We start from the raw sequence: 18,254 nt of genomic DNA, 5'->3' as shown, positions 1-18,254 counted from the left end.
GAGTAGATCCACTGGCGAGGGCAGGGCGGTGTGACCTGTGTCAGCGCAGGAAGGGGTCGACCGCCACGGCCACGAAGAGCAGCGACACATAGGTGATCGACCAGTGGAACAGCCGCATCTCCTTGAGCTTGCCGCCCGTCACTTCGGCCTTCGCGCGGTTCTGCAGCGCGTGCGCCTCCCACAGCCACCAGCCGCCCGCCGCCAGCGCGACCAGGGTGTAGAACCAGCCGGTGTAGCCGAGGGGGGTGAGGAGCAGTGAGACGGCGACCATCACCCAGCTGTAGATGACGATCTGCTTGGCGACCACCTTGTTGGAGGCGATGACCGGCAGCATCGGCACGCCCACGCGCGCGTAGTCCTCCTTCACCTTCATGGACAGCGGCCAGTAGTGCGGCGGCGTCCAGAAGAAGATGACAAGGAAGAGGATGAGCGGCGCCCAGGAGAGCGAGTCGGTGACGGCCGACCAGCCGATCAGCACCGGCATGCAGCCGGCGATGCCGCCCCACACGATGTTCTGCGCGGTACGGCGCTTGAGGATCATCGTGTAGACGACGACGTAGAAGAGCAGCGCTCCGAGTGACAGCCAGGCACTCAACCAGTTGACGGTGAGACCGAACAGCAGGGTGGAGCCGACCGCCAGGGTGATGCCGAAGGCGAGGCACTCGCGCGGGCTGACCATGCCGGTCACCAGCGGACGCTGCGAGGTCCGGTCCATCAGCGCGTCGATGTCCCGGTCGATGTACATGTTCAGCGCGTTCGCGCCGCCCGCCGAGAGGTACCCGCCGACGCAGGTGAGCAGCACCAGCATCAGGTCGGGCACGCCCTGCTGCGCCAGGAACATCACCGGAACGGTGGTGATGAGCAGCAGCTCGATGATCCGCGGCTTGGTCAGCGCCACGAAAGCCTTGACACGGGCCCCGATCGGCGGCCGGTGACTCGGGCTCTCGCTCGCACCGAGCACCCCGGCTGGACGGGATTCGACGGCCGTCACGCACACCCCTGACAGAGACTCCCAGCGAGCCCCGCCGTGTGAACTCACGGTAAAGGCTCGCGCGTACCACGCCACTTTAGACGTTGCCCATACCCCGGCCTTCGCGGGGGTGGGGTCGTGTTGGCGGGCGTCTCGGAAGAGGGGTGGGGCGGCTCGATTGAGCAGTCAGATGAGCGGTTCCGTATTCATGTGCCGAATGCCTTCTCGGCCAGTCGGGAGGCGGATCCCCGAGAGTCCCGGCAGTCTGGAAACACTCGAAAAAATGCACGTCCTCACGGGGGTAGGCTCGACAACGGCCGGTGGGCACCCAGTGCACCGGCAGCCGGTGCGGGCACGTGCCCGGGGACCGGTAACCGAACATGTGGAGAGGAGCCCTGACCCAGGGTGAGCACCAAGCCGACCACCACAGACCTCGACTGGACCGAGTTGGACCAGCGGGCCGTAGACACCGCCCGCGTCCTGGCCGCCGATGCCGTACAGAAGGTCGGCAACGGCCATCCGGGTACGGCGATGAGCCTGGCGCCGGCCGCGTACACCCTCTTCCAGAAGGTGATGCGGCACGACCCGTCCGACCCCGACTGGGTGGGCCGCGACCGCTTCGTACTGTCCGCCGGTCACTCGTCGCTGACCCTCTACACGCAGCTCTACCTGGCCGGCTTCGGTCTGGAGCTGGAAGACCTCGAAGCCTTCCGCACCTGGGGCTCGAAGACCCCCGGTCACCCGGAGTACGGCCACACCAAGGGCGTGGAGACCACCACGGGTCCGCTGGGCCAGGGTGTCGCCAACGCGGTGGGCATGGCCATGGCCTCCCGTTACGAGCGCGGCCTGTTCGACCCGGACGCGCCGCAGGGCGAGTCGCCCTTCGATCACTTCATCTACTGCATCGCCGGTGACGGCTGCCTCCAGGAGGGCATCTCCGCCGAGGCGTCCTCGATGGCCGGCCACCAGAAGCTCGGCAACCTGATCCTGCTGTGGGACGACAACCACATCTCGATCGAGGGCGACACCGAGACCGCCGTCTCCGAGGACACCGTCAAGCGGTACGAGGCCTACGGCTGGCACGTGCAGCGGATCGCCCCGAAGCCGGACGGCGACCTGGACCCGCACGCCATCTACAACGCGATCGAGGCCGCGAAGAAGGTGACGGACAGGCCGTCCTTCATCGCGATGCGCTCGATCATCGCCTGGCCCGCCCCGAACGCGCAGAACACCGAGGCCGCGCACGGCTCGGCGCTGGGCGACGACGAGGTCGCGGCCACCAAGCGCGTCCTCGGCTTCGACCCGGAGAAGAGCTTCGACGTCGCCGAGGAGGTCCTCGCCCACACCCGGCAGGCCGGCGAGCGCGGCGCGGCGGCCAAGGCCGAGTGGGAGAAGTCGTTCCAGCAGTGGCGGGACAGCAACGCCGAGCGGGCCGCCGAGTTCGACCGGATCGCCGCGTGCGAGCTGCCCAAGGGCTGGGAGGAGAAGATCCCGGTCTTCGAGCCCGGCAAGGGCGTCGCCACCCGTGCGGCCTCCGGCAAGGTGCTCCAGGCTCTCGGTGCCGTGATCCCTGAGCTGTGGGGCGGTTCCGCCGACCTCGCCGGGTCGAACAACACGACCATCGACAAGGACAGCTCGTTCCTGCCGGCGGACAACCCGCTGCCGGGCGCGAACCCCTACGGGCGCACCATCCACTTCGGTATCCGCGAGCACTCCATGGCCGCGGAGATGAACGGCATCACCCTGCACGGCAACACCCGTGTCTACGGCGGTACGTTCCTCGTCTTCTCCGACTACATGCGCAACGCCGTCCGTCTCTCGGCTCTGATGCACCTGCCGGTGACGTACGTGTGGACCCACGACTCCATCGGCCTCGGCGAGGACGGCCCCACCCACCAGCCGGTCGAGCACCTCGCCTCGCTGCGCGCCATCCCGGGTCTGAACGTGGTCCGCCCGGCCGACGCCAACGAGACCGCCATCGCCTGGCGCGAGATCCTCCGCCGCTACACGAAGGTCTTCGGCAAGGGCGCCCCGCACGGCCTGGCGCTGACCCGTCAGGGCGTGCCGGTGTACGAGTCCAACGAGGACACGGTCAAGGGCGGTTACGTCCTGTTCGAGGCGTCCGGCGGGACCCCCGAGGTCATCCTGATCGCCACCGGCTCCGAGGTGCACGTCGCCGTCGAGGCGCGCGAGCAGCTGGAGGCCGACGGCGTGCCCACGCGCGTCGTGTCCATGCCGTGCGTGGAGTGGTTCGAGGAGCAGGACCAGGGGTACCGGGACAGCGTCCTGCCGCCGTCCGTCAGGGCGCGGGTGTCGGTCGAGGCGGGTATCGGCCTCACCTGGCACAAGTACGTCGGGGAGGCCGGCCGCATCGTTTCCCTGGAGCACTTCGGTGCTTCCGCCGACGGCAAGGTGCTCTTCCGCGAGTTCGGCTTCACTGCCGAGAACGTGGCCGCCAAGGCCCGGGAATCCATCGCCGCCGCCCAGCGCTGACGCTCATATACGACACGTAGGAGATGTAATTCCATGACAGACGCACTCAAGCGCCTCTCCGACGAAGGCGTCGCGATCTGGCTGGACGACCTGTCGCGCAAGCGGATCACGTCCGGCAACCTCGCCGAGCTGATCGACCAGCAGCACGTCGTGGGCGTCACCACCAACCCGACGATCTTCCAGAAGGCGATCTCGCAGGGCGACGGCTACGACCAGCAGGTTTCCGACCTCGCCGCCCGCAAGGTCACCGTCGAAGAGGCCATCCGCATGATCACCACGGCGGACGTCCGCGACGCCGCCGACATCCTGCGCCCGGTGTTCGACGCGACCGACGGCCAGGACGGCCGCGTGTCGATCGAGGTCGACCCCCGCCTCGCACACAACACCAAGGCGACCGTCGCCGAGGCCAGGCAGCTGGCCTGGCTGGTGGACCGCCCCAACACGCTCATCAAGATCCCGGCCACCGAGGCGGGTCTGCCGGCGATCGCCGAGGTCATCGGCCTCGGCATCAGCGTCAACGTCACGCTGATCTTTTCGCTGGAGCGTTACCGCAAGGTCATGGACGCCTACCTGACCGGCCTGGAGAAGGCCAGGGAGCGCGGACTGGACCTGTCGCTCATCCGTTCGGTGGCGTCGTTCTTCGTGTCCCGGGTGGACACCGAGATCGACAAGCGCCTGGACGCCCTGGGCACGGACGAGGCCAAGGCGCTGCGCGGCAAGGCCGCCATCGCCAACGCCCGGCTCGCCTACCAGGCCTACGAGGAGGTCTTCTCCTCCGACCGCTGGCAGGCGCTGGAGAACGCGGGCGCCCGCAAGCAGCGTCCGCTGTGGGCCTCCACCGGCGTGAAGGACCCGGCGTACAAGGACACCATGTACGTCGACGAGCTGGTGGCGCCGAACACGGTGAACACCATGCCGGAGGCCACCCTCTTCGCGGTCGAGGACCACGGCGAGATCACCGGCGACACGATCACCGGCACGTACGAGCAGGCCCGCGCCGACCTGGACGCCGTCGAGGCGCTCGGGATCTCGTACGACGACGTGGTCCAGGTTCTGGAGGACGAGGGCGTCGAGAAGTTCGAGGCGTCCTGGAACGACCTGCTCAAGTCGACCCAGGCGGAGCTGGAGCGCCTGGCCCCCTCGGAGGGCTGACATCTTGTCAAGCAGCAACCCGCTGCGTGACCCCGCCGACCGACGGCTCCCGCGTATCGCGGGGCCGTCGGGTCTGGTCATCTTCGGCGTCACGGGCGACCTCTCCCGCAAGAAGCTCATGCCCGCCGTCTACGACCTCGCCAACCGGGGTCTGCTGCCACCGGGCTTCTCCCTGGTCGGCTTCGCCCGCCGCGAGTGGGCCAACGAGGACTTCGCCGCCGAGGTCCACGACGCCGTCAAGGAACACGCCCGCACCCCGTTCCGCGAGGAGGTCTGGCAGCAGCTCATCCAGGGGATGCGCTTCGTCCAGGGCACCTTCGACGACGACGACGCGTTCGAGCGCCTGCGCTCCACCATCGAGGAGCTGGACAAGGCGCAGGGCACGGGCGGCAACTTCGCCTTCTACCTCTCCGTCCCGCCGCGCTCCTTCCCGGTGGTCATCCAGCAGCTGAAGAAGCACGGCCTGGCCGACCAGTCCGGCGGTTCCTGGCGGCGCGCGGTCATCGAGAAGCCCTTCGGCCACGACCTGAAGTCGGCCGAGGAGCTCAACAAGGTCGTGCACGAGGTGTTCGAACCGGACCAGGTGTTCCGGATCGACCACTACCTCGGCAAGGAGACCGTCCAGAACATCCTGGCGCTGCGCTTCGCCAACACGATGTACGAGCCGATCTGGAACCGGTCCTTCGTGGACCACGTGCAGATCACCATGGCCGAGGACATCGGCATCGGCGGCCGGGCCGGCTACTACGACGGCATCGGCTCGGCCCGTGACGTCATCCAGAACCACCTGCTCCAGCTCATGGCGCTGACCGCCATGGAGGAGCCGGCCTCCTTCGACGCGGACGCGCTCGCCGCGGAGAAGGAGAAGGTGCTCGGCGCGGTACGGCTGCCGAAGGACCTCGGCCAGTCGACCGTGCGCGGCCAGTACGCGGCCGGCTGGCAGGGCGGCGAGAAGGTCATCGGCTACCTCGAAGAGGACGGCATCAACCCCAAGTCGAAGACCGACACCTACGCCGCCGTGAAGCTGGAGATCGACAACCGCCGCTGGGCGGGCGTCCCCTTCTACCTGCGCACGGGCAAGCGCCTCGGCCGCCGCGTCACCGAGATCGCGGTGGTCTTCCAGCGGGCCCCGCACTCCCCCTTCGACCAGACGGCCACCGAGGAACTCGGGCAGAACGCGATCGTCATCCGCGTCCAGCCCGACGAGGGCGTCACCGTCCGCTTCGGCTCCAAGGTGCCCGGCACCTCGATGGAGATCCGCGACGTGTCGATGGACTTCGCCTACGGCGAGTCCTTCACCGAGTCCTCGCCGGAGGCGTACGAGCGGCTGATCCTGGACGTCCTGCTCGGCGACGCCAACCTCTTCCCGCGCACGGAGGAGGTCGAGCTGTCCTGGAAGATCCTCGACCCGATCGAGGAGTACTGGGACACGCACGGCAGGCCCGCCCAGTACAAGTCCGGCACCTGGGGCCCCGCCGAGGCCGACGACATGCTGGCACGAGACGGACGGAGCTGGCGCCGCCCATGAAGATAGACCTCACGGACACCACGGCCGGCAAGGTCAACAAGGCGCTGGTGCAGGGCCGCCGGGCCATCGGCACGCCCGCCGTGGGCATGGTGCTCACCCTCGTCATCGTCACCGACGAGGAGAACGCCTACGACGCCCTCAAGGCCGCCGAGGAGGCTTCGCACGAGCACCCCTCGCGCACCCTGGTCGTCATCAAGCGGGTCTCCCGCTCCCCCCGCGACCGCACCGCGTCCCGTCTGGACGCCGAGGTCCGGGTGGGCGCGGACGCGGGCTCCGGCGAGACGGTGATCCTGCGGCTGCACGGCGAGGTCGCCGACCACGCCGACTCGGTCGTGCTGCCGCTGCTGCTCCCCGACGCCCCGGTCGTCGTCTGGTGGCCGGTCAACGCCCCGCTCGACCCGGCGAAGGACCCCCTCGGCGCCCTCGCCCAGCGGCGGGTCACCGACACCTACTCCTCCGAGCAGCCGGTACGGGAGCTGTCCGCCCGCGCGGACGCCTACACTCCCGGCGACACCGACCTGTCCTGGACCCGGATCACCCCCTGGCGCTCGATGCTCGCGGCGGCCCTGGACCAGGTGGTCTGCGAGGTCAAGGCGGTCGAGGTGGAGGGCGAGGAGTTCAACCCGAGCTGCGAGCTGCTGGCGATGTGGCTCGCGGACCGGCTGGACGTCCCCGTCAAGCGCTCCCTCTCGGCCGGCCCCGGCCTGACCGCGGTCCGCCTCGCCACCAGCGAGGGCGCGATCGCGCTCGACCGCGCCGACGGCTCCCTCGCGACGCTCTCGATCGACGGCCAGCCGGACCGTGCGGTGGCGCTGAAGCGGCGCGACACGGCCGAGCTGATCGCGGAGGAACTGCGCCGGCTCGACCCGGACGACACCTACGCGTCGGCGCTTCGGTTCGGCGTGGACCGCCTGAACGCGCCGGCCACCCCGGCCACGGAACCGGTACCGGAGGCTTCGGCTCCCGAGGTCTCCCCCAAAGGAGAACCGGTCACCCACCCGGCAGCAGCCCCCGAAGCCGCTGCCGAGGCTCCCACGACAGAGGCGGCACCGCAGGAAAGGCCGCCGCTGAAGAAGAGGGCGAAGGCGACATGAGCACTCCCCAGCTGGTCGTGCACCGCGACAAGGAGCTGATGGCGCAGGCCGCCGCGGCCCGTCTGATCACGAAGATCGTGGACGCCCAGGCCTCCCGGGGCGAGGCGTCCGTGGTCCTCACGGGCGGCCGCAACGGCAACGGCCTGCTGGCGGCCCTGGCCGCGGCCCCGGCCCGGGACGCCATCGACTGGGGCCGGCTCGACCTCTGGTGGGGCGACGAGCGCTTCCTGCCCGAGGGCGACCCGGAGCGCAACGTCACCCAGGCCCGTGCGGCCCTGCTCGACCAGGTCCCGGTGGACCCCAAGCGCGTGCACGCCATGCCCGCGTCGGACGGCCCCTGGGGCACGGACGTGGACGCGGCCGCCGAGGCCTACGCGGCGGAGCTGGCCGCCGCGGCCGACCCCGAGAACCACGGTCCGGTGCCGACCTTCGACGTCCTGATGCTGGGCGTCGGCCCGGACACCCACGTGGCCTCGCTCTTCCCCGAGCTGCCGGCGGTCCGCGAGACGGAACGCACGGTGGTCGGCGTCCACGGCGCCCCCAAGCCCCCGCCGACCCGTATCTCCCTCACCCTCCCCGCCATCCGCTCGGCCCGCGAGGTCTGGCTGCTGGCGGCGGGCGAGGACAAGGCCGAGGCCGTCGCCATCGCCCTCTCCGGCGCGGGCGAGATCCAGGCCCCGGCAGCGGGGGCCCAGGGCCGCCGGCGCACCCTGTGGCTCCTGGACTCGGCGGCGGCCTCCCAGCTGCCGCGGTCGCTGTATCCGCCGGCTTCTGCGTGACGGAGCCTGCACGGCACTGATGGAGGAACCCGTACGACCACCACGGCCGTACGGGTTCTTCCATGACCGGGCCTACCGCCCGCGCAGTTCCCGGTACGTGGCGACCAGCGCTGTCGTGGAGGCGTCCAGGCCGGGTACCTCCGCGCCCTCCGTCAGCGCGGGCTCGATGCGCTTGGCGAGCACCTTGCCCAGCTCCACGCCCCACTGGTCGAAGGAGTCGATGTTCCAGACGGCGCCCTGGGTGAAGACCTTGTGCTCGTACAACGCCACCAGCTGGCCCAGGACCGACGGGGTGAGTTCCTTCGCGAGGATGGTCGTGGTGGGGTGGTTGCCCTTGAAGGTGCGGTGCGGGACCTGCTCCTCGGGGACGCCCTCCGCGCGGACCTCGTCGGCCGTCTTGCCGAAGGCCAGTGCCTGGGTCTGGGCGAAGAAGTTCGCCATCAGCAGGTCGTGCTGGGCCTTGAGTTCACCGCTCAGCTCGGCGACGGGTTCGGCGAAGCCGATGAAGTCCGCCGGGATCAGCTTGGTGCCCTGGTGGATCAACTGGTAGTACGCGTGCTGGCCGTTGGTGCCCGGCGTGCCCCAGACGACCGGGCCGGTCTGCCAGTCGACCTCCTTGCCGTCGCGGGCCACGGACTTGCCGTTGGACTCCATGTCGAGCTGCTGGAGGTAGGCGGTGAACTTGGAGAGGTAGTGGGAGTACGGCAGCACCGCGTGCGTCTGGGCGTCGTGGAAGTTGTTGTACCAGATGCCCAACAGGCCCAGAAGGAGGGGCACGTTGGACTCGGCGGGGGCAGTGCGGAAGTGCTCGTCGACCAGGTGGAAGCCGTCCAGCATCTCGCGGAAGCGGTCCGGACCGATGGCGATCATCAGGGAGAGGCCGATCGCCGAGTCGTAGGAGTAGCGGCCGCCGACCCAGTCCCAGAACTCGAACATGTTGGCCGTGTCGATGCCGAAGTCCGAGACCTTCTCGGAGTTCGTGGAGAGGGCCACGAAGTGCTTGGCGACCGCTTCCTGACCGGCCTTCAGCTCGGTGAGGAGCCAGTTGCGGGCGGAGGTGGCGTTGGTGATCGTCTCGATGGTGGTGAAGGTCTTGGAGGCGATGATGAAGAGCGTCTCGGCCGCGTCCAGGTCGCGGGTGGCCTCGTGCAGGTCGGCGCCGTCGACGTTGGAGACGAAGCGGACCGTGAGGTCGCGGTCGGTGAAGCTGCGCAGCACCTCGTAGGCCATCGCCGGGCCGAGGTCGGAGCCGCCGATGCCGATGTTGACGACGTTCCTGATGCGCTTGCCGGTGTGGCCGGTCCAGGCGCCGGAGCGGACCCGGTCGGCGAAGTCGCTCATCTTGTCCAGGACCGCGTGCACCTGCGGCACCACGTTCTCGCCGTCGACCTCGATCACCGCGTCGCGCGGGGCGCGCAGGGCGGTGTGCAGGACCGCGCGGTTCTCGGTGACGTTGATCTTCTCGCCGCGGAACATGGCGTCCCGCAGGCCGAAGACGTCGGTGGCGGCGGCCAGCTCGCGCAGCAGCCGCAGCGTCTCGTCGTTGACCAGGTGCTTCGAGTAGTCGATGTGGAGGTCGCCGACCTGGAGGGTGTAGCCCGTGCCGCGTCCGGGGTCGGCGGCGAACAGGTCCCGCAGATGGGTCTCGGCGAGTTCCTCCCGGTGCTTGGCGAGCGCGGTCCACTCGGGCGTCTGGTTGAGCCTGGTACGGCCGTCTGCGTTCATTCCGACTTCAGCCTTCTTCCTTGCACCTGTCCTGTTGCGTGCCTGTGCCGCTGCCGTTCCAACCTAGTTGATCAGCTCCGGGCACGGCCTGCCGTCGCGCCGTCCCGCGGGGCAACAACAGGTACGTCCGGCTTGCGCACCGGTATCAACGAGGTGACGGCAAGGCCGAGGAGGACGGCGGCCGGCAGCGCTGGTGCGTTCAGGCCGTAGGCTCTCGCGACGGCTCCGCCGAGGAGGACGCCGAGCGGCGCGCCGGAGGTGGAGGAGGTGCGGAAGGCGGCGGCGATCCGGCCGGTCATCGACCCGGGCGCCCGTTGCTGCATCAGCGTGACCTGGCTGACGTTCCACACCATGGTCATCGCGCCGAGCAGCAGCATGCCGGCGACGAGCGCGCCGACGTGCCGGACGGTCCTCATCAGCAGCAGGGACGACGTCCGGACCGTGCCGGCGACCAGCAGGGCCCGCAGCCGCCGTGCAGCACGAGGGTGGCGATCAGGGCGCCCGTGCCGATGCTGCAGAGCAGGGCGGCCACGCGGGTGGCCCGCAGCGCGCGGTCCTGCCACAGGGCGCGCAGGCCGTCGCCGGTCTCCGTGTGCAAGGCGCGGCCGGCCGGGCGTGGCGCCCGCTCCGGCGGCCGGGTGCGCAGGGAGGCGACCAGGGCGGCGGCCGCGAGGAAGGTGCTCGCGTCGGCCGCGAACGGCATGCCCGCTCCGGCCGTCAGGAGCAGCGGCACGAGGGGGGCGCCGAGCAGGCCGGACAGCAGCCACGGCGCGTAGCCGCAGGCCGTCACGGAGGCGATGGCGAGCGGGTCGGCGGTCAGGCGCGCGGCCGGCAGGGGCAGCGCGGACGACCGTAACGCGTCCCTGAACCGGGAGATCACGGCGGCCGTCCACAGCCACCCGAATCCCCGCGCCACGCGGGTGCCCCCTCGCCCGTCGTCACCGCCGCCCCCTCACGATTCGCCTGTGCACGAACCGTGGAGGGCACCACTGACAACGGGCCGGGCCCGGGCCACGGAGACAGCTCCGGCCAGGCGCCCGCAGGCTCCCGGCCGGTCCCAACTTCTAGATCTCGCCCCGCAGTTTGGCGAGCGCCTCGGCGAGGATCGCCTCGCCGTCCGCGTCGCTGCGCCGCTCCCGTACGTACGCGAGATGCGTCTTGTACGGCTCGGTGCGCGGCGGGTCCGGCGGGTTGTCCCGGTCCTGACCGGCCGGGAAGCCGCAGCGCGGGCAGTCCCAGGTTTCGGGCACCTGCGCGTCGCTGGCGAAGCTGGGCTGCGTCTCGTGCCCGTTCGAGCACCAGAAGGAGATGCGCAGACGCGGCGCGGACTCGCCGCGCTCGGCCTCGCCCATCGGCCCCGCCCCGACCCGGCTACCTCGGATCGCGTTGCCACTTGCCACGGTCGTAACTCCCTGCGTGATGGTGCCGCGAAGCGAGTCGGCGTGTCGCTTCGTTGCGAGCGCCTCAGTCTACGTAAGGCCCAACGCGCGTCCAGTGGTGGGAGTTACCGCGTTACCGCCCCAGCACCTAGACGCAAGCCCCATGATAGGCCGCGCTCAGGTGCGCGTACCGAACATGGGGCCCTACGTACAGATTGTGCGTGTGTGCTAGTCGCGGATCAGCTGTTCGTCTTCATCAGGATGCCGAGGACGATGATGCACGCGAGCCACAGCAGACCGATCACCAGGGTGATCCGGTCCAGGTTCCGCTCGGCGACCGAGGAACCGCCGACGGAGGACTGCATACCGCCACCGAACATGTCGGAGAGGCCGCCGCCCTTGCCCTTGTGCATCAGCACCAGCAGCATCAGCAGCAGGCTGAAGACGATCAGGGCGATCGAGAACCCCAAAACCACGGCTGGACCAACTCTCTCGGATGCGGATGAACGACTCTGGTGAACCACGGGGACAAGGCAGCTGGCCGCCTTGTCCCCGCAAGGGTACGACGGATCGTCCCCGGGGCCTACTCGCTCACCCCGATCACTGATCGCGGAAGCGCACGATCTTGACGAATTCTTCCGCGTCCAGCGACGCACCGCCCACCAGGGCGCCGTCGATGTCGGTCTGCGCCATGATCTCGGCCACGTTGCCGGCCTTGACGGAGCCGCCGTACTGGATGCGGACCTGGTCGGCCAGCTCCTGGCTGTACAGCTCGGCGAGCTTGGCGCGGATCGCGGCGCACACCTCCTGGGCGTCCGCGGCGCCGCAGACCTTGCCGGTGCCGATGGCCCACACGGGCTCGTAGGCGATCACGACCGACTCGGCCTGCTCGGCCGGGAGGTCCTTGAGACCGCCCTCGACCTGGGCGAGGGTGTGGGAGACGTGGTTGCCCGCCTCGCGGACGTCCAGCTCCTCGCCGACGCACAGGATCGGGGTCAGACCGTGCCTGTACGCGGCCTTGACCTTGGCGTTCACGATCTCGTCGGTCTCGGCGTGGTACTGGCGTCGCTCCGAGTGGCCGACGACCGCGTACGTGCACTTCAGCTTGGCCAGCATGGAGCCGGAGATCTCGCCGGTGTAGGCGCCGGAGTCGTGCGCCGAGAGGTCCTGGGCACCGTACTTGATCTTGAGCTTGTCGCCGTCGACCAGGGTCTGCACGGAACGCAGGTCGGTGAAGGGCGGCAGGACGGCGACCTCGACGGCCTCGTAGTCCTTGTCGGCCAGGGCGAAGGCGAGCTTCTGGACGTGCGCGATGGCCTCGAGGTGGTTGAGGTTCATCTTCCAGTTGCCCGCCATGATCGGCGTGCGCGTGCTCATGTAGGTCAGTCCTCCAGTGCGGCGAGGCCGGGGAGCGTCTTGCCCTCGAGGTATTCGAGGGAGGCGCCGCCACCGGTCGAGATGTGTCCGAACGCGTTCTCGTCGAAGCCGAGGATGCGCACGGCGGCTGCGGAGTCCCCGCCGCCGACGACGGTGAAGCCCTTGGACTCGACGAGGGCCTGGGCGACCGCCCGGGTGCCCGCGGCGTAGTCGGGGTGCTCGAAGACGCCCATGGGGCCGTTCCAGAACACGGTGGCGGCGTCGGCGAGCTTCGAGGCGTACAGCTTGCTGGTCTCCGGGCCGATGTCCAGACCCATCTGGCCGGCCGGCATGGCGTCCGCGGGGACGATGCTGGGGTTGGTCGGGGTCTTGGCCGACAGGTCCGGGAAGGCGGGAGCGACCACAGTGTCGACGGGCAGGACGATCTCCACGCCGGTCTTCTCGGCGCGCTCCAGGTACTCGGTGACGGTGGCGAGCTGGTCCTCCTGCAGGAGGGAGCTGCCGACCTCGTAGCCCTTGGCCTTGAGGAAGGTGTAGACCATGCCGCCGCCGATGAGGATGCGGTCGGCCTTGCCGAGCAGCTGGTCGATGACGGCGAGCTTGTCGGAGACCTTGGCACCGCCGAGCACTACGGCGTAGGGCCGCTGGACGTCCTCGGTGAGCTTCTTCAGGACGCCGACCTCGGTGGCGATCAGGTAGCCGGCGTAGTGCGGCAGCCGGGCCGGGAGGTCGTAGACGGAGGCGTGCTTGCGGTGCACGGCGCCGAAGCCGTCGCCGACGTAGACGTCCGCGAGGGCGGCGAGCTGGTCGGCGAACTCGCCGCGCTCGGTGTCGTCCTTGGCGGTCTCGCCGGCGTTGAAGCGCAGGTTCTCGATGACCGCGACCTGGCCGGGCTGCAGGCCGTTGACCGCGTCGTGGGCGGCGGGGCCGACGGTGTCCTGGGCGAACGCGACCGGGGCGTCCAGCAGTTCACCGAGCCGCTCGGCGGCCTGGAGCAGGGAGAACTTCGGGTCCGGGGCGCCCTTGGGGCGGCCCAGGTGGGAGGCGACGACCACCTTGGCGCCCGCGTCGGCGAGGGCCTTGACGGTGGGCAGGACGGCACGGATGCGGCCGTCGTCGGTGATGAGACCGTCCGCCATCGGCACGTTGAGGTCGGCACGGACGAAGACCCGCTTGCCGTCGACCCCTTCGGCGAGGAGTTCGTCGATCGTCTTCATGGTTGGGGACTCCTACAGGAGGGCTCTTGATCGTACGAGGACTGATCGAACCGTACGTCGTCGGGTCGATCCTTACGCGCGTCAGGGCCCGGGCGGCGCGACCGTGCGCTGCCCGAGCCCTGCTACCGCATCGTGGTGTCTGTTCGGCCGATCAGAGCTGTTCGCCGACGAAGACCGTGAGGTCGACGAGGCGGTTGGAGTAGCCCCACTCGTTGTCGTACCAGCCGAGGATCTTCACCGTGTTGCCCTCCTGGACCATGGTCAGGGAGGAGTCGAAGGTGCAGGAGGCCGGGTCGCCGACGATGTCCGAGGAGACGATCTCGTCCTCGGTGTACGCCAGGTAGCCCTTCAGGTCGCCGTCCTCGGCGGCCTTCTTGAACGCGGCGTTGACCTCGTCCTTGGTGACCTCGCGCTGCAGGGTCACGACCAGGTCGGTGGCGGAGCCGGTCGGGACCGGGACGCGCATGGCGATGCCGTCCAGCTTGCCCTTGAGCTGCGGGAGGACCAGCGCGGTGGCCTTGGCGGCACCCGTGGTGGTCGGGATGATGTTCTCCGCGGCGGCACGCGCGCGACGCAGGTCCTTGTGCGGGAAGTCCAGGATGCGCTGGTCGTTGGTGTACGCGTGCACCGTCGTCATCAGGCCCTTGACGATGCCGAAGTTCTCGTCGAGGACCTTCGCCATCGGCGCCACACAGTTGGTGGTGCAGGAGGCGTTGGAGATGACGTGGTGGTTGGCCGCGTCGTACTTGTCCTGGTTGACGCCCATGACGATGGTGATGTCCTCGTTCTTGGCCGGAGCCGAGATGAGGACCTTCTTGGCGCCGCCGGCGATGTGCTTGGCGGCGTCGTCCTTGTTGGTGAAGATGCCGGTCGACTCGATGACGATGTCGACGCCCAGGTCGCCCCACGGGATGTCGGCGGGGTTGCGCTCGGACAGCACCTTGATGGTGTGGCCGTCGACGGTGATCGTGTCGGCGGTGTGCGACACCTCGGCCTTGAGACGGCCCAGGATCGTGTCGTACTTCAGCAGGTGCGCGGTGGTCGCGGTGTCACCCAGGTCGTTGACAGCCACGATCTCGATGTCAGCGCCCTGCTCCAGCAGCGCGCGGAAGTAGTTGCGACCGATACGACCGAAGCCGTTGATGCCTACGCGGATCGTCACGAACCGATCTCCTCGTTGGTACGCCGGCCATGCGGTGCCGGCGAGCTGTATTTGGGATGTCCCCGACCACCCATGACCCTACCTCCCTGAGGCTTCCGTGGTGACATCCAGATGCCCCATACACGGCGAGGCGGTCCGTACCCGCCAGTAGGGGTACGGACCGTCCCGGATCGGTGGCCGGATCATGCCTATTTGTCACGGAATGCCGACCCGTATTCACCGTCGTTTCACTCGTTCGTGAGCGGGTCGGCTCACTTGTCGCGTGCCGTCGGCGTCAGTTGTCGAGTGCTGTCAACGCCTTCTTCACCAGAGCGGCACGATCGGCCGCGGAAGTGACCTGTTCCAGGCCGAACCCGAGCAGCACGGTGCGGTCGGTGGTGACCGCTCCGTACGTCCGGAAGAGCGCCCCGGTGCGCTCCCAGTCCTTGAGGACGGCCGGGCTGCCCGCCGGCGGGCCGGCCACGCTCCAGGGGCCGAGGGAGGTCTCGAAGCCCTCGGTCTCGGTGGCCGCGCCGCCGAGCACGAGCGAGGCGTCGTCGAGGAGGACGCCGTGGCCGCCGGTGCCCGGGTCGGTGATGTAGGCGATGGAGACCTCGACGGACTTCCCCGCGTAGGCGCTCAGGTCGAAGCTCACCGGCTGCCAGCCCGCCGAGCTGCCGGTGAAGCTGTTCCAGGAGCCGCTGGTGCCGCTCGCGGTGCACTGGCCGTCAGCGATGGTCAGGTAGTGCTTGAGCCACGGGTGCTCGGCGACCAGGAAGCCCGCGCCGCACTCGCTCGGTACGGCACTGCTGGTGGCGCCGCCCTTGTCCGGCAGGGTCGTCCAGTCGTCGGTGCCGACGACGTGCGCCTCGACGACCGCGTGGTCGTAGCCGGGTTCGGTGTCCCACAGCAGCCTGGCGCCGAGGGTCGGCTGCTGGGACGCGGTGACACCGCTGAGGTCGATGGTGCGGGTGAGGCGCTTGTAGGAGTCGTCGGTGTGGACGGCCGCGGCCATGTAGGAGCCGGAGTACGGCCCGTACGGGTTGACGGTCCCGGCGAACTGGCCGGCGCCCGCGCTGGCGAACTGCGGGTACGTGCCGGGCGAGAGCTCGTCGGAGGTGACCGCGTAGGTGCCGGCCTTGTCGAGCGGGTTGGCGGAGGTGCCGCTCAGGGGCCCGCTGAAGCCGTCCAGGGTGCCGGAGCCGGTGAAGCCGGTGGCCCCGGGTGTCGAGGTACGGGAGTAGGCGCCCAGGTAGTACTGGCTGAAGTCGTCCGACGGGGTGCCGTCGGCGAGGTTCACGCTGCCGCCGGCCAGCTCGCCGGCCTCGATCAGCTTGCCGCCCTCGTTGAGGTAGGCGCGCAGCTGGAGCTGTGTGTCGTTGCCGGGCCCGCTCGTGCCCGAGTAGTGGACGACCGTCCTGAAGTGCTTGAGCACGCCGAGCGCGTCGGGCGCGCCCTGGGTGGCGACGTCCCAGACGACCGCCTTGTGCCCGGCCGCCTTCAGCGCGTCGACGTAGGTCTGCGCCTGGGTGGCCTTGGCGCCCTCCTCGGCGACCACCAGGGTGTCCGCCTTGGGCCGCTCGGCGACGGTGTACGTGAAGTGCGGGCTGGAGACCTTCTTGCCGCTCCTGGTCTCACCGGTGAACCACACCTCGACCCTGTCACCCGGGTCGCCGTCCTTCACCTTGGCCCGGTACTCGTCGAAGTAGAGGTTGTCGGCACCGCCGTAGGTCTCGCCGCCCTTCCAGGCCTTGAGTGCCTTGTCCCGGGTGCGGCCGCCGTTGACACGGTACTTGAGCTCCTTGTCGCGGATCGCCTTGCGGACGACGACGGAGACCTCCTGGTCGGCGCCGCGCGAGTACGACGTGGAGAACGTGGCCGGGGTGAAGTCGGCGGCACTCAGGCCCACCGAGGAGACCGGCTGGTCGGGGTGGGCGGCGGTCTCGGCGACGGAGAGCGCGAAGGGGATGTTCTTCTCGAACTCGTCCTGGATCAGCTTCTCGTCGTCCGGGAAGTTGAAGACCGACTGGCAGTCGGCGGCGTTCCAGGCGTCGTTCGGGTCGATGTTCGAGGCGGTCTGGCAGGTCGACATCTCGGGGGTGAACATCGCCATGCCGTTGACGTTCGACGCGTGCCCGTCCGCCTCGCCGTTGGTGGTGTACAGCTCCGAGGAGACCTGCGAGTGGTAGCCGGGGATCGCCGGGTTGTCCGGGGTGCCGGCGAGCGCCTTGTAGAGGACGTCGTCCGGGGTCGGGGTGGCCACCTGCCAGCCGACGCCGTAGAGGAGGAGTTCGGCGGCGGAGTGGTAGTTGATGCCGTACGTGAACCCGATCCGCTTCTCGAAGCCGTCCAGCGCCCTGGTCTCGGGCTCGGACTCGGGGCTCGCGCCGCGGTAGGTCTCGCTGGTGGGGTTGGGGGACGATCCCTCGTCGTCGTAGCCCCACTTGTAGCCGAAGTTGCGGTTGAGGTCGACGCCGTCGCCGGTGGAGATGACCCCGTCGCCGTTGACGTCCCGCAGGTTCTTGCGCCACAGGCGGGTGTCGGAGTTCTTGAAGGTGTAGTCGTAGCCGTCGGGGTTGGCGGACAGCACGAACCACAGCTCGGTCGAGTCGACGATCTTCTTGATGCGCTGGTTCGTGCTGTAGTTGTCCAGGTAGTAGTGCATCAGCCGGCGGGTCATCTCCGGCGTGATCCACTCGCGTGCGTGCTGGTTGGACACGTACAGCACGGAGGGCTTGGAGCCGTCCTTCGACTTCTTCGCGCCCTTGGTCAGTTTGAGCGCGAGGATGTCCTGCCCGTTCACCGTCTTGCCGATGGACTCGACCTTGGTGAGGCCGGGGTGGGCCTGGGCGGTCGCGAGGATCTCCTGTTCGAGGCCGCCGGTGCCGCTGTACGGGCGGAACACGCCCTGGGAGGCGCCTTCGACCCGCACCTCGGCCTTGGCCGACACCTTGTGCTCGGTGAGGTCGACGCCCTGCTTGGCCAGCTTCTTCGCCTGCTGGTCGGTGAGGTACAGCTCGACTTCCGTCCTGCCGGATCCGGAGACCTGGTCGCCGAGTTCGTTGCCGTCCTGCCCGGCTTCGAGCAGGAGGGGAATCTGTTTCCTGGTGACGTCGGCGTGGAAGACCTTGACCGGGTCGGGGTCGGTCTTCGGGGAACTCCCGGTCTGCGCCTGCGCCATGGGTGCGAGTGCGGCCGAGCCGATCAGGAGCGCGCCGACAGCGAGGATCGATCTCGCTCTGTGTCTCATGAACCCCCCTAGCAGTGGTTCGCCACGGCGGCGAACTCCTGCCAGGCTCATGACACTTCATGATCCAGTCAAGGGCGCCTCATGGCCAGTTCACGGTGGCCCAAAAGGGATGCAAACACCGGTGCCGACGACCGTCTCGGCCGCCGGCA

General features: G+C 69.3%; 15 protein-coding genes. 5 read left to right on the top strand and 10 right to left on the bottom strand.

Annotated features, from left to right (window positions below; translation table 11 throughout):
• Positions 1 to 40: 40 nt before the first annotated feature.
• Entirely contained in the window at positions 41 to 997 is a 957-nt protein-coding gene (locus tag ACZ63F_RS12060) for a heme o synthase (protein ID WP_469710301.1), read from the bottom strand.
• 378 nt (positions 998 to 1,375) lie between these two features.
• Between ACZ63F_RS12060 and tkt the strand changes: the two genes are divergently transcribed.
• The 5 genes from tkt to pgl are packed head-to-tail and all read left to right on the top strand — an operon-like array spanning position 1,376 to position 8,016.
• Positions 1,376 to 3,463 carry a transketolase gene (tkt, locus tag ACZ63F_RS12055; RefSeq protein ID WP_469710300.1) on the top strand — a complete coding sequence of 696 codons (2,088 nt, stop codon included), beginning with the start codon at positions 1,376 to 1,378 and terminating at the stop codon, positions 3,461 to 3,463.
• Between the two features lie 33 nt (positions 3,464 to 3,496).
• Complete coding sequence (gene tal, locus ACZ63F_RS12050; protein WP_469710299.1) at positions 3,497 to 4,615, top strand: transaldolase; 1,119 nt, start codon at positions 3,497 to 3,499, stop codon at positions 4,613 to 4,615.
• Positions 4,616 to 4,619: 4 nt separating this feature from the next.
• Positions 4,620 to 6,143: a glucose-6-phosphate dehydrogenase gene (gene zwf, locus ACZ63F_RS12045; RefSeq protein ID WP_469710298.1), complete on the top strand. Its 1,524-nt coding sequence runs from the start codon at positions 4,620 to 4,622 to the stop codon at positions 6,141 to 6,143.
• Positions 6,140 to 7,237 (top strand): glucose-6-phosphate dehydrogenase assembly protein OpcA, encoded by a 1,098-nt coding sequence (opcA, locus tag ACZ63F_RS12040; RefSeq protein WP_469710297.1) that lies wholly within the window; start codon positions 6,140 to 6,142, stop codon positions 7,235 to 7,237. The genes zwf and opcA overlap by 4 nt, the downstream gene beginning before the upstream one ends.
• Positions 7,234 to 8,016, top strand: coding sequence for a 6-phosphogluconolactonase (gene pgl, locus ACZ63F_RS12035; RefSeq protein WP_469710296.1), 783 nt, complete (start codon positions 7,234 to 7,236; stop codon positions 8,014 to 8,016). The genes opcA and pgl overlap by 4 nt, the downstream gene beginning before the upstream one ends.
• A gap of 72 nt (positions 8,017 to 8,088) precedes the next feature.
• On the opposite strand, the gene pgi is transcribed toward pgl, so the two are convergent.
• The 9 genes from pgi to ACZ63F_RS11990 form a co-directional block, all read right to left on the bottom strand.
• Positions 8,089 to 9,741: a glucose-6-phosphate isomerase gene (gene pgi / locus ACZ63F_RS12030; protein ID WP_469710295.1), complete on the bottom strand. Its 1,653-nt coding sequence runs from the start codon at positions 9,739 to 9,741 to the stop codon at positions 8,089 to 8,091.
• 71 nt (positions 9,742 to 9,812) lie between these two features.
• The gene (locus ACZ63F_RS12025) at positions 9,813 to 10,157 is read right to left on the bottom strand and encodes a hypothetical protein (RefSeq protein ID WP_469710294.1); all 345 of its coding nucleotides are present in this window, start codon (positions 10,155 to 10,157) and stop codon (positions 9,813 to 9,815) included.
• Positions 10,157 to 10,657, bottom strand: coding sequence for a hypothetical protein (locus ACZ63F_RS12020; protein WP_469710293.1), 501 nt, complete (start codon positions 10,655 to 10,657; stop codon positions 10,157 to 10,159). The genes ACZ63F_RS12025 and ACZ63F_RS12020 overlap by 1 nt, the downstream gene beginning before the upstream one ends.
• Positions 10,658 to 10,805: 148 nt before the next feature.
• Positions 10,806 to 11,141, bottom strand: a complete 336-nt coding sequence (locus tag ACZ63F_RS12015; RefSeq protein ID WP_003976875.1) for an RNA polymerase-binding protein RbpA — start codon at positions 11,139 to 11,141, stop codon at positions 10,806 to 10,808.
• A gap of 218 nt (positions 11,142 to 11,359) precedes the next feature.
• Entirely contained in the window at positions 11,360 to 11,590 is a 231-nt protein-coding gene (secG, locus tag ACZ63F_RS12010) for a preprotein translocase subunit SecG (protein WP_177233337.1), read from the bottom strand.
• Between the two features lie 130 nt (positions 11,591 to 11,720).
• Entirely contained in the window at positions 11,721 to 12,497 is a 777-nt protein-coding gene (tpiA, locus tag ACZ63F_RS12005) for a triose-phosphate isomerase (protein WP_469710292.1), read from the bottom strand.
• A 5-nt stretch (positions 12,498 to 12,502) separates the two neighbouring features.
• Positions 12,503 to 13,714 (bottom strand): phosphoglycerate kinase, encoded by a 1,212-nt coding sequence (locus ACZ63F_RS12000; RefSeq protein WP_469710291.1) that lies wholly within the window; start codon positions 13,712 to 13,714, stop codon positions 12,503 to 12,505.
• A gap of 151 nt (positions 13,715 to 13,865) precedes the next feature.
• Positions 13,866 to 14,876 (bottom strand): type I glyceraldehyde-3-phosphate dehydrogenase, encoded by a 1,011-nt coding sequence (gene gap, locus ACZ63F_RS11995; RefSeq protein WP_351705280.1) that lies wholly within the window; start codon positions 14,874 to 14,876, stop codon positions 13,866 to 13,868.
• 274 nt (positions 14,877 to 15,150) lie between these two features.
• On the bottom strand, positions 15,151 to 18,105 hold the full coding sequence (locus ACZ63F_RS11990) for a M14 family metallopeptidase (protein WP_469710290.1): 2,955 nt from the start codon (positions 18,103 to 18,105) through the stop codon (positions 15,151 to 15,153).
• Positions 18,106 to 18,254 lie beyond the last annotated feature (149 nt).

It is taken from the genome of Streptomyces sp. NPDC104761, assembly GCF_055583445.1.
Note: the sequence above shows the minus strand (reverse complement) of the source record. Positions and strands in the feature narration are given on the sequence as shown.